Source organism: Streptomyces sp. SYP-A7185 (assembly GCF_046103685.1).
Classification (GTDB): Bacteria; Actinomycetota; Actinomycetes; order Streptomycetales; family Streptomycetaceae; genus Streptomyces.
Genome location: NZ_CP122310.1, coordinates 3740324 through 3751921 on the forward strand (window position 1 = coordinate 3740324; position 11598 = coordinate 3751921).

An 11598-nucleotide genomic window follows, 5' to 3' on the forward strand; every position below is an offset into this window, starting at 1 on the left:
GAGTTCGTCCTCACACGCCGGACGGGCTGGATCCCCGCGCCGGCCTCTCCACCCGCTCCCCTCCTCCCCTTCCCTCCCCGCCCAGCCCCCTCTCAAGCCACCCCCACCCCGCGCCGATGAAAAGATCATGACGTCGACGCATCTCTCCCTCCGCGAGCCCGACGCCGTCCTCGGGCTGATCAACAGCCGGCGCGGCACCGGGCACAGGCTCTGGCGCGGCGTCCTCTGTCTGCTGCCGGCCTGCGTCATCGCGGTCGCCGGGTTCCAGCGGCGCTGGATGTCCGACGACGGGCACATCTACGTCCGTACGGTCCGGCAGATCCTGGCCGGCAACGGCCCCGTCTTCAACGCGGGCGAACGCGCCGAGTCCTCCACCGGCACCCTCTGGCAGTGGCTGCTCGTGCTCGCGGGGCTGCCGGGGCTCGACATCGCGAGGGCCGCGATGTACGGCGGGCTGCTCCTGACCGCGGCCGGGTTCGCCCTCGCCTCGGTCGGGGCGATGCGGCTGTACGCGGGCCGGGCCGCCCTCCCTCTCGGCTGCCTCGTCCTGCTCGCCCTGCCGCCCGTCTGGGACTTCGCCACCTCCGGCCTGGAGACCGGGCTCGCCACGTGCTGGATCGCGGGCGCCTGGCTGCTGCTCGTCACCCGGGCCCGGTCGCTCTCCACCTGCGTGGTCCTGGGCCTGGGCCCTCTCGTACGGCCCGACCTGGCACTCGTGTCCGCCGTCTTCCTCGGCGCGCAGTGGCTGATGGCGCGGCCCTCGCGGCGGGCCGCGTTCGGGGGGCTCGGGGCCGCCCTCGCGCTGCCGGTCGCGTACGAGATCTTCCGGGTGGGGTACTACGGGCAGCTGATGCCGCTGCCCGGGGTGACCAAGGAGGCCTCGCAGAGCCTGTGGGGGCGCGGGTTCGACTACCTCTCCGACTTCGCCGGGCCCTACCTCCTGTGGGTGCCCGCCCTGTTCCTCCTCGCGGCCCTGCTGCCCGCGCGGACGATCCGGCGGGACACCGCCTCCCTCGTCCCCGCGCTCGCGCCCGTCGTCGCGGGCCTCCTCTGCTGGACCTACGTCATCAAGGTGGGCGGCGACTTCATGCATGGCCGGATGTTCCTGCCGGGGCTCCTGCTCATGCTCCTGCCGGTCTTCCTCGTGCCCTTCACGCGCGCGTGGACCATCGCGACCGCGGGCGTCGGCATCTGGGCCGTGGTCTGCGCGAGCTTCCTGCGGATCCCGTACGAGGGCCGGATCGGACCCGGCGGCGTGGCGGACGAGCGCGGTGTGTACGTCCGGCAGAACGCGGCGGCGCATCCCCTGCACCACGACTTCGCGGGATACCCGGGCAACGTCGCGTACGCACGTCTCGTCCGCGAAGCCGCGCGGGAGGGCACGCCGAGCCTGTTCCTCGCCAAGACCGCGACCGGCGCCAACTCCCCCGTCGTCACCGGCGTCTACAGCACGCTCGGCTTCAGCGGGACGGTGGTCCCGCTGGACGGGGCCGCCCTCGATCCGATCGGGCTCGCGTATCCGCTGGCCGCGCACTCCGAGCGCATCGACGGGCGGGTGGGCCACGACAAGCGGCTCCCGGACACCTGGATCTTCGCCGACCGCGGCCACGGCCCCCTTCCCGAGGGCGTCGACCCGGCGGGGGTCGCCGCGGCCCGGCGGGCGCTCGGCTGCGGGCCGCTGGCCGAGCTGCGGGCGGCGACGCGGGACCCGATGACGCCGGGCAGGTTCCTGCGCAATGTCACCGGCGTCTGGGAGCGCACGTCGTTCCGCTTCCCGAACGACCCGCTGAAGGCCGAGCGACAGCTCTGCGGCGACTAGGCACCAGGCACGAGCCACAAGCCGCTAGCCACCACCCACCAACCACGAAGCTGAGGCGCGAGGCCCTACTCCTTCATCTCGCCCTCGTCCTCTCCCCCGCCACCCCCGCCTCCGTCACCGCCCGTGAGGCGGTCCGCCTGGCGAACGGCGGTCGCAAGTTCACGCAAGGCCTTGTCGCCGCCATCGCCATCACCGTCACCGTCACCGCCTGAGGCCAACCCCTCGGCGATCGAAGCCAGTTCGGCCAGCGAGGGCGCACCGGGCAGGGACCCCCGCGAGGTGGACCCGTCGGACCCCGAAGACCCCGCAGACCCCGTGGACGTGGACAGCGGCTCGGGGGCCGTGGCCGTCGTACCGGAGTCGGGCCTGCCCGAAGCCCCCTGCCGCAGCGCGTCCGCGAAGTACGCGGCGACCGCCGCGGTCCGCAGCCCGTCGTCGGCGTCGCTCAGGCCGCCCTCCAGGTCCCCCGACTCGATCTGGTTCGACTCCTCGTGCGGAGCGCGGCTTTCGGGGTCGAGCCAGCGGACGTTCGCCGTCGCCACGTGCCCGCTCGCGCCGGGCCGCATCCGTACGGCGTACAGCGCGGTCACGGTGTGGCCGGGGCCGACCTCGCCGCCGTCCACGCTGTCGTCGCGGAAGTCGTCGTCGGCGACCGCGCGGTTGTCGTAGCCGATGAGCCGGAACTGCTTGACGGTCCGCGGCTCGAAGGCGACCTGCGCCTTCGCGTCCCGGGCCCGCAGCTCGATGTTGGCCGGGAGTTGCTCGCAGAAGACCTCGCGGGCCTCCTCGGCGTCCGACACGTACGTGGTGTGGCCGTCGCCCTTGTCGGCGAGGCGTTCCATGAGGGCGTCCCCGTAGTCGCTGCCGACGCCGACCCCGAACAGGGTGATGCCATGCTCCTCGCGGGCGTCGGAGATGCGCTCCAGGATGCCGTCGGCGCTGGTCTCACCGGTGTTGGCGAGGGCGTCGGAGAGGAGTACGACGCGGTTGGTGGAGCCGTCGCGCTTGCCGCGTACGGCGGTGTCGTACCCGGTCCGGACGCCCGCCTCCAGGTTGGTGGACTGGGTCGGCTCCAGGGCGTCGACGGCCGAGTGGACCTTGCCGCGGTGGTCGCCGATGCGGGTCATGGGCAGGACCGTCTCGGCGCTGTCGCTGAAGGTGACGAGGGCGACGGAGTCGTCGTCGCGCAGCTGGTCGGTCATGGTCCCGAGCGACTCCTGGACGAGGTCGAGGCGGCCGGGCTCCGCCATCGAACCGGAGACGTCGATCACGAAGGTGAGGGCGGCGGGCGGGCGTTCGCCGTCCGAGGTGTCGCCGCGGGTCGCGAGCCCCACCCGCAGCAGGGACCAGTCGTCCTCGTCGGTGCGGGCGCCGTCCACGGTCACCGAGAAGCCGTCGCCGTCGGGGCGCGGATAGTCCTGACGGAAGCTGTTGACGAACTCTTCGGGCCGTACGGTCGCCGGGTCGGGGAGGCTGCCCGCGGCGAGCGTGCGACGGGCGAAGCCGTACGAGGCGGTGTCGACGTCCAGCGCGAACGTGGAGAGGTAGTCGGGAGGCGGCGCGAAGTCCCTTTCCTTGCTGTCCTGTTGCTCGCCGGGGGTGGCGGCGTCACCGCTGCCCGGCGACGCGGGCCCCGGCGCGGGCAGGGGCGCGGACCCCCGCCGGTCCTTGGCGGCGCCGTCACTGGTCCGGCCCGTGCTCCCGTCCCCGGAGCTGCACCCGCCGACCAGCAGGCCGCCCGCCACGACCGCGCCGATCAGTCCCCGCCGTACTTTCCAGGTCCGCATCCTGGCCCCCTCGCGTCGTCGGTTCACATGACTGTGACGCGCGAGGCACGACGAACGCTCGCTCGAAACCGTTGCGGAAGAGTCTCGATGCGGGAACGGCGGCGGTTACGAAGAGGCCTCCCCGACCGGCCCTAGGACACCACGTCCTTCCGTGCGAACCCCCGGAACGCCAGCGCGAACAGCACCAGGGCGTACGTCACCGAGACCGCCGAGCCCTGGATCATGCCGCCCCATTCGGGGCGGGGCTGGATCGCGTCCGCCCAGGCGAACTGCCAGTGCGCCGGCAGGAAGTCGCGCCAGCCGCCCAGGGCCGTCACCGCGTCCAGGACGTTGCCGACGATGGTCAGGCCGACCGCGCCGCCCACCGCTCCAAGCGGTGCGTCCGTCTTCGTCGAGAGCCAGAACGCGAGGGCGGCCGTGACCAGTTGGGAGACGAAGATGTACGCCACGACGATCACCAGGCGCTGTGCCGCCGTCCCCGCGGGCAGTGCGCCGCCGGTCGGGATCTGGAGCGGGCCCCAGCCGTACGCCACCGTCCCGACCGCGAGGGCGATCAGCGGGAGCAGGATCATGGCCGCCGCGCTGAGCCCGAGCGCCACGGCCAGCTTCGACCACAGGAGGCGGGCCCGCGGCACCGGAGCCGCGAGCAGATAGCGCAGGGAGGACCAGCTCGCCTCGGAGGCGACCGTGTCCCCGCAGAACAGGGCGACGGGGATGACCAGGAGGAAGCCCGCCGACACGAACAGGCAGGTCGCGGCGAAGTTCGCGCCGGACGCCGTGGCCGTGTCCATCAGCGTGACCCGGCCGCTGCGGGACTCCGGCGAACCGGCGATGGTGAAGGCGAGGACCAGGACGAAGGGCAGCAGGCCCATCACCCCGGCCATGACCAGGGTCCTGCGCCGCTTCAGCTGGCGCATCGCCTCGACCCGCAGCGGCAGCGTGCGGCCGGGGCGGTATCCGGGGGCCGTGGCGTGTTCCGTGCCCGGCCCGGTGGCTGTGGCGCTCATGCGGTGCCTCCGTCGATCAAGGTCAGGAACGCGTCTTCGAGGCGCCGGTGCGGGCCCATGGACTCCACCGGCAGCTCCAGGCGGACCAGTTCGGGCAGCAGCCGGGCGGCGCTGCCCGCCTCCGTGCCGTCGAGGCGGACGAGGAGGCCGCCGTCCGCGCGGACGGCGGAGGCCACGCCGGGCAGCGCGGCGACCTTGTCGACCATGGGGTCGGAGACGTCGGCGGCGAGGCCCACCAGGAGCGTGTCCCCGGAGCCGACGATCTCGGCGACCGGTCCGGTCTGGATGAGCCGGCCGCGGTCCATGACCACCAGGTGGGTGCAGGACTGCTCGACCTCGGCGAGGAGGTGGCTGGAGACGATGACCGTGCGGCCGCCGCGCGCGTACCGGATCATGACCTCGCGCATCTCGCGGATCTGTGGCGGGTCGAGGCCGTTGGTCGGTTCGTCCAGGATCAGCAGGTCCGGCATGCCGAGCATGGCCTGGGCGATCGCGAGCCGCTGCCGCATGCCCTGCGAGTACGTCCGCACCGCGCGGGCCAGGGCGTCACCGAGCCCGGCGATCTCCAGCGCCTCGTCCATGCGGGCGTCCTCGGCGGGGCGCCCGGTGGCCTTCCAGTACAGCTCCAGGTTCTCGCGCCCGGAGAGGTGCGGCAGGAAGCCCGCGCCCTCGACGAACGCGCCGACCCGGGAGAGCACCGGGGCGCCCGGCCGGATCGCCTGCCCGAAGACGCGGATCTCGCCCGCGTCGGGCCGGATGAGGCCCATGAGCATGCGCAGGGTGGTCGTCTTACCGGCGCCGTTCGGGCCCAGGAGACCGAGCACCTGGCCCTTCTCGACGCCGAAGGAGAGGTCTCGGACGGCGTACCGGTCGGTCGACTTGGCGTACCGCTTGCTCAAGTCCGTGATCCGCAGAGGCACTTCCGCGAGCTCCGGGTCCGGCGCGGGCGCCGAGGTCCGGCGCCGCGCGGTCACCAGGAGCAGCACGGCGATCACCGCTCCCGCCGCGGGCAGCCACCACACCCAGGCGGGCAGCGGGGCCGCGGCCGTCTTCACGCCGGGCGCCGTCGGGACCGACAGGTCGCCCCGCACGGAGACGGTGTACGTGGCGGGCTGCACCGGAGAGGCGTACCCGAGGTCCGTCGAGGCGAGGACGAGGCGCAGCCGGTGGCCCTTCTGCACGTCGTGGTCGATGGCCGGCAGGGTGACGGTGACGTCCTTGCCCCCCTTCGCGCCCGGCACACGGATCGGCGAGACGAGCTGCGAGGGCAGCACCTTCTGCCCGCCGCCGGGCCCCACGTCGTACACCTTCCCGAAGAGGACGGCGTCCTCGCCCGAGGACTTGACGTTCACCCGCACCTTCGGTGAACCGGTGATCCGCAGGTCGTCCTTGAGCGGCTCCGACTGGAACGCGGCGTGCTGTCGGGGGAAGTCCAGGGAGACGCCGACGCCGAGCGAGGAGAGCTGGTTGAGTCCGCCGCCGCCCGCGCCGGGCAGCGCGGAGATGGCGGGCGGTGAGGAGCCCGCGGGGTTCTCCACGCGCTGCGGCTCGCGCCCGCTGAGCGCGATCTTCCGCTCGCCGCTCTCCAGACCGGGGTACGTGTCGCCGCTCGCGCCCCGCTTCTGTGCGGCCCCGTCGGTGGAGTCGATGCCTCCGGTGCGGGTGACGCGGAAGGCGGGGCCGGTGTCGGCGCCCTTGTCGTCCTTCAGATAGCGGTCGAACCACGAGCCGATGCGGGATTCCACCCGGCCTGTCTCGCGGTCGCCGCCGTCGTGGCCGCCGGAGATCCAGTCGACGGACACGGGCGCGTGGTTGCCGCGGACGGCCCGGGCGATGGCGTCGGCCTGGCCGAGCGGGAAGAGGGAGTCGCTCTGGCCCTGGAAGAGCAGGGCGGGTGTCTTGATGCGGTCGCCGACGGCGATCGGGCTGCGCTCGGCGAGGAGCTTGCGGGCCGCGTCGTCCGGCTTCCCGGCCTCCGCGACACGGTTGTACATCGCGCAGAGCTGCTTCTCGAAGCGTTCGCAGCCGCCGCCGGTGTTGATGAAGAGCCCGGCCCAGAGCTTCTTGAACACGCCGTTCGGGAAGAGGGCGTCGCTGAGGTTCCAGTACGTGATCTGGGGGGCGATCGCGTCCACCCGGTCGTCGTACCCGGCGGTGAGGAGGGAGATCGCGCCGCCGTACGAGGCGCCGGTCATGCCGACGCGGGGGTCGCCCTTCTTGTCCAGCCGCACCTCGGGCTGGAGCGCCAGCCAGTCGATCAGCCGGCGGGCGTCGGCGACCTCGCCCTCGGGGTCGTTCAGGCCGATCTTGCCGGTGGACTTGCCGAAGCCGCGGGCGGACCAGGTCAGGACCGCGTACCCCTTGGCCGCCAAATCCTCCGCCTGGCCGCGCAGCTGGTCCTTGCTCGCGCCGAAGCCGTGGCCGATGAGGACGGCGGGGCGCTTGACCGAGGGGTCGCCCGCCGTGAAGTACGAGGTGTCGATCTTCGCGCCGCCCGCGCCGGTCATCCGCATCACGCGGTCCTCGCGGTGCACGGCGGGCCCGTCGTCCGAGGCCACCGCCGTCCAGGTGCCCCCGCCGGCGAGCAGCGCGACGGCGGCCACCGCGGCGAGCAGTCTGCGCTTGGGCAGCTTGGGCAGTCGTAGATCCATGCGTCAACCGTACGGGCGAGGTCCGACACCCGGGGCAGCCGGTGGTGTGAACCGGCTTACCTCCCTGAGGAGTACGGGCGGGGCCCGCATACCGCGGTCGCGGTACGCGGGCCCCCGTCCGGCCTCAGTGGTTGCGCGGGAAGCCCAGATCCACGCCCTCGGGCGCGTCCGACGGGTCGGGCCAGCGGGTCGTGACGACCTTGCCCCGGGTGTAGAAGTGCGTCCCGTCGTTCCCGTAGATGTGGTGGTCCCCGAAGAGGGAGTCCTTCCAGCCACCGAAGGAGTGGTAGCCGACCGGCACGGGGATCGGGACGTTGACGCCCACCATGCCCGCCTCGATCTCCAGCTGGAAGCGGCGCGCGGCGCCGCCGTCCCGGGTGAAGATCGCGGTGCCGTTGCCGAAGGGAGAGGCGTTCATCAGCGCCACGCCCTCCTCGTAGGTGTCCACGCGCAGCACGCACAGGACGGGGCCGAAGATCTCGTCCTTGTACGCGGCGGCCGTCACCGGCACGCGGTCCAGGAGCGAGAGGCCGATCCAGTGGCCGTCCTCGAAGCCCTCCACGGTGTGGCCCGTGCCGTCGAGGACGACCTCGCAGCCCTCGGCGGCGGCGCCCGTGACGTACGAGGCGACCTTGTCGCGGTGGGCCGCGGTGATCAGCGGGCCCATCTCGGACGCCGGGTCGTTGCCGGGGCCGATCTTGATCTTCTCGGCGCGTTCCTTGATCTTCGCGACCAGTTCGTCGCCGACCGAGCCGACCGCGACGACGGCCGAGATGGCCATGCAGCGCTCGCCCGCGGAGCCGTACGCCGCCGAGACGGCCGCGTCGGCCGCCGCGTCGAGGTCGGCGTCCGGCAGGACCAGCATGTGGTTCTTGGCGCCGCCGAGCGCCTGGACGCGCTTGCCGTTGGCGGTCGCGGTGGTGTGGATGTACCGGGCGATCGGGGTGGAGCCGACGAAGGAGACGGCCGCCACGTCCGGGTGCTCCAGGAGCGCGTCCACGGCCACCTTGTCGCCGTGCACGACGTTGAAGACGCCGTCCGGCAGGCCCGCCTCGGAGAGCAGTTCCGCGATCTTCAGCGCGGCCGAGGGGTCCTTCTCCGAGGGCTTCAGGACGAAGGTGTTGCCGCAGGCGATGGCCAGCGGGAACATCCACATCGGCACCATGGCCGGGAAGTTGAACGGCGTGATACCAGCGACGACGCCGAGGGGCTGGCGGATCGAGGCGACGTCGACGCGCGAGGCGACCTCGGTCGACAGCTCGCCCTTGAGCTGGACCGTGATCCCGCAGGCGAGGTCCACGATCTCCAGGCCGCGGGCGACCTCGCCGAGCGCGTCCGAGTGGACCTTGCCGTGCTCGGCGGTGATCAGCTCGGCGATCGCGTCACGGTTGGCGTCGAGCAGCGCGCGGAAGGCGAAGAGGACCGAGGTGCGCTTGGCGAGGGACGACTTGCCCCACGTGGCGTACGCCTCACGCGCGGAGGCGACGGCCGCGTCCACCTCGTCCACGGAGGCGAAGGCGACCTGCGTGGTGACGGCGCCGGTCGCCGGGTCGGTCACCGGCCCGAACGTGCCTGACGCACCCTCGACGGTCTTCCCACCGATCCAGTGATGGACGGTCTTCGTCATGACAAGCATCCCTACTCTCACAGGTGGCGGCGTCGGGCTGAGACGTGCCGGTCGTACTCTTTCCTGGCCTTGACCGCCGGCGGTCGGTCCGCGGTCTCGGCCACGGGCACATCCCACCACGCCTGCGCCGGGGGCGGGGGCGACACTGTGTCTGCCGTTTCCGTCTCCACGTAGACACATGTGGGACCGTCGGCCGCCCGCGCCTCGGCGAGGGCATCCCGCAGGTCAGCCACTGTTTTGGCGCGGATCACCCTCATCCCGAGCGAGGCCGCGTTGGCCGCGAGATCGACGGGCAGCGGAGCGCCGGTGTACGTGCCGTCCGGCGCCCGGAAGCGGTAGGCCGTGCCGAACCGCTCGCCGCCCACGGACTCGGAGAGCCCGCCGATGGACGCGTACCCGTGGTTCTGGAGGATCACGACCTTGACCGGGATGTTCTCCTGTACGGCCGTGACGATCTCGGTCGGCATCATCAGATACGTCCCGTCGCCCACCAGCGCCCACACCGGGCGGTCCGGTGCCGCGAGGGCGACCCCGATCGAGGCGGGGATCTCGTATCCCATGCAGGAGTAGCCGTACTCGACGTGGTACTGGCGGGGTGAGCGCGCCCTCCACAGCTTGTGGAGGTCTCCGGGCAGGGACCCGGCCGCGTTGATGAGCACGTCCTCGTCCGTGACCAGCGCGTCCAGGAGGCCGAGCACCTGGAGCTGGGTGGGCCGGACGTCCGGTTCGTCCGTCGCGTACGCCGCGTCGACGCGCTGCTCCCAGCGCGCCTTGTCCTCGGTGTACTCGGCGACGTACGCGGACGGCACCCGCCAGCCCGCCAAGGCGGCGGTCAGGGCTTCGAGGCCCGCGCGGGCGTCCGCGATCAGGGGCGCGCCCGCCATCTTGTGGCCGTCGAACGCGGTGACGTTGAGGTTGAGGAAGCGGACGTCCGGCGTGGTGAACAGCGTGTGCGAGGCGGTGGTGAAGTCGCTGTAGCGGGTGCCGACGCCGATCACCAGGTCGGCGGTGCGGGCGAGTTCGTCGGCCGTGGCCGTGCCGGTGTGCCCGATGCCGCCGACGTCCGCGGGGTGGTCGAACCGCAGGGAGCCCTTGCCCGCCTGGGTGGAGGCGACGGGGATGCCGGTCGCGTCCGCGAGCTCCCGCAGCGCCTCTTCGGCCGCGCTGTGGTGGACCCCGCCGCCCGCGACGATCAGGGGGCGCCGCGCGGCGCGCACGGCCCGTACGGCGGCGGCAAGTTCTGCCGGGTCGGGGGCCTGCCGGCGTACGGTCCAGGTCCGCTCGCGGAAGAACTCCTCGGGCCAGTCGAAGGCTTCCGCCTGCACGTCCTGCGGAAGCGCGAGCGTGACGGCGCCCGTCTGGGCCGGGTCGCTCAGGACCCGCATGGCGGCGAGCGCGGCCGGGATCAGGGCTTCGGGCCGGGTGATCCGGTCGAAGTACCGCGACACCGGGCGCAGGCAGTCGTTCACCGAGACGTCGCCCGCGTACGGGACTTCGAGCTGCTGGAGCACCGGGTCGGCGGGGCGGGCGGCGAAGGTGTCGCCGGGCAGCAGCAGGACGGGCAGGTGGTTGACGGTCGCGAGCGCGGCGCCGGTGACGAGGTTGGTGGCGCCGGGGCCGATGGAGGTGGTGACGGCGTGTGCGGACAGGCGGCCCGACTGGCGGGCGTACCCGACGGCGGCGTGCACCATGGCCTGTTCGTTGCGGCCCTGGTGGAAGGGCATGTCCTCGCCGTGCTCCAGGAGCGCCTGGCCGATTCCGGCGACGTTGCCGTGGCCGAAGATGCCCCAGGTGGCGTCGACGAGCCGGTGCCGCTCGCCGTCGCGTGCGGTGAACTGCCGGGTCAGGAAGCGGACGAGGGCCTGTGCGGTGGTGAGCCTCGTCGTGGTCATCGGTATCCCTCCGTGTGGTCGGGGTGGAAGCAGATCCGCCACTCCCGCTCGTCGCCGGGGCCCGCCATCACGTTCAGGTAGTACATGCCGTGGCCCGGCTGGGCGATCGACGGGCCGTGCCAGCCGTCGGGGACGAGCACGGCGTCGCCCGTGCGGACCTCGGCGAGGACGTCGGTGCCGCCGGGGCGCGAGGGGAAGACCCGCTGGTAGCCGAAGCCCTCCTGCCCCTGCTCGCCGGGCTCGATCTCGAAGTAGTAGATCTCTTCGAGCTCGGCCTCGACGCCGGGGCGGTGCTCGTCGTGCTTGTGCGGCGGGTACGAGGACCAGTTGCCGCCGGGGGTGATCACCTCGACGGCGATGAGCCGGTCGCAGCCGAAGGCGTCGGCGGACGCGAAGTTGCGGACCTCGCGGGCGCAGGTGCCGCTGCCGCGGTGTTCGACGGAAACCTCCGGCGCGGAGCCGTAGCGGGCGGGGAGTCGACGCTCGCACTTCGCTCCTGCCAGGGCGAAGCGGCCTCCCGCGCCGGAGGCGATCTGGATCTGGGCGTCACGGGGCACATAGGCGAAGTCGCTCACTCCGCCGAACACACTGCTCCGGCCCAGCAGTTCAATGATCTCGCCTTCCGCGTGCACCGTACAGCCGCCGGTCAGCGGGAGCACGATCCATTCACTCTCCCCGGTGGCGAAGGAGTGCGTGGTGCCCGGTTCGATGTCGACCACGCGCAGCGCGGAATAGACCAGACCGGACCGCTTGGGATCGAGGTCGAGGGCATAGGGGCCGTCGGCCGCGCTGCCCTTCGGTACGTACGTCATGTC

General features: G+C 72.7%; 7 protein-coding genes. 1 reads left to right on the forward strand and 6 read right to left on the reverse strand.

Annotated elements, in window-relative coordinates:
• Positions 1-127: 127 nt before the first annotated feature.
• Complete coding sequence (locus QBL25_RS16385) at positions 128-1819, forward strand: hypothetical protein (RefSeq protein WP_409057772.1); 1692 nt, start codon at positions 128-130, stop codon at positions 1817-1819.
• 65 nt (positions 1820-1884) lie between these two features.
• Here the strand turns inward: QBL25_RS16385 and QBL25_RS16390 are convergent, their stop codons facing one another.
• The 6 genes from QBL25_RS16390 to iolB form a co-directional block, all read right to left on the reverse strand.
• Entirely contained in the window at positions 1885-3606 is a 1722-nt protein-coding gene (locus tag QBL25_RS16390; protein ID WP_409057773.1) for a von Willebrand factor type A domain-containing protein, read from the reverse strand.
• A gap of 131 nt (positions 3607-3737) precedes the next feature.
• Positions 3738-4613 (reverse strand): ABC transporter permease, encoded by an 876-nt coding sequence (locus QBL25_RS16395; protein WP_409057774.1) that lies wholly within the window; start codon positions 4611-4613, stop codon positions 3738-3740.
• Positions 4610-7264, reverse strand: a complete 2655-nt coding sequence (locus QBL25_RS16400) for an alpha/beta fold hydrolase (RefSeq protein ID WP_409057775.1) — start codon at positions 7262-7264, stop codon at positions 4610-4612. Before QBL25_RS16400 ends, QBL25_RS16395 begins: the two co-directional genes overlap by 4 nt.
• Positions 7265-7388: 124 nt before the next feature.
• The gene (gene mmsA / locus QBL25_RS16405) at positions 7389-8891 is read right to left on the reverse strand and encodes a CoA-acylating methylmalonate-semialdehyde dehydrogenase (protein WP_409057776.1); all 1503 of its coding nucleotides are present in this window, start codon (positions 8889-8891) and stop codon (positions 7389-7391) included.
• A 17-nt stretch (positions 8892-8908) separates the two neighbouring features.
• Positions 8909-10783 (reverse strand): 3D-(3,5/4)-trihydroxycyclohexane-1,2-dione acylhydrolase (decyclizing), encoded by a 1875-nt coding sequence (iolD, locus tag QBL25_RS16410; protein WP_409057777.1) that lies wholly within the window; start codon positions 10781-10783, stop codon positions 8909-8911.
• Positions 10780-11595 carry a 5-deoxy-glucuronate isomerase gene (gene iolB, locus QBL25_RS16415; protein ID WP_409057778.1) on the reverse strand — a complete coding sequence of 272 codons (816 nt, stop codon included), beginning with the start codon at positions 11593-11595 and terminating at the stop codon, positions 10780-10782. The genes iolD and iolB overlap by 4 nt, the downstream gene beginning before the upstream one ends.
• Between the last annotated feature and the right edge of the window lie 3 nt (positions 11596-11598).

Bases quoted from the DNA above. Each gene is read 5' to 3' on its own strand.
- iolD (WP_409057777.1), bottom strand. From the start codon at position 10,783: ATGACCACGACGAGGCTCACCACCGCACAGGCCCTCGTCCGCTTCCTG.
- iolB (WP_409057778.1), bottom strand. From the start codon at position 11,595: ATGACGTACGTACCGAAGGGCAGCGCGGCCGACGGCCCCTATGCCCTC.
- QBL25_RS16400 (WP_409057775.1), bottom strand. From the start codon at position 7,264: ATGGATCTACGACTGCCCAAGCTGCCCAAGCGCAGACTGCTCGCCGCG.
- mmsA (WP_409057776.1), bottom strand. From the start codon at position 8,891: ATGACGAAGACCGTCCATCACTGGATCGGTGGGAAGACCGTCGAGGGT.
- QBL25_RS16395 (WP_409057774.1), bottom strand. From the start codon at position 4,613: ATGAGCGCCACAGCCACCGGGCCGGGCACGGAACACGCCACGGCCCCC.
- QBL25_RS16385 (WP_409057772.1), top strand. From the start codon at position 128: ATGACGTCGACGCATCTCTCCCTCCGCGAGCCCGACGCCGTCCTCGGG.
- QBL25_RS16390 (WP_409057773.1), bottom strand. From the start codon at position 3,606: ATGCGGACCTGGAAAGTACGGCGGGGACTGATCGGCGCGGTCGTGGCG.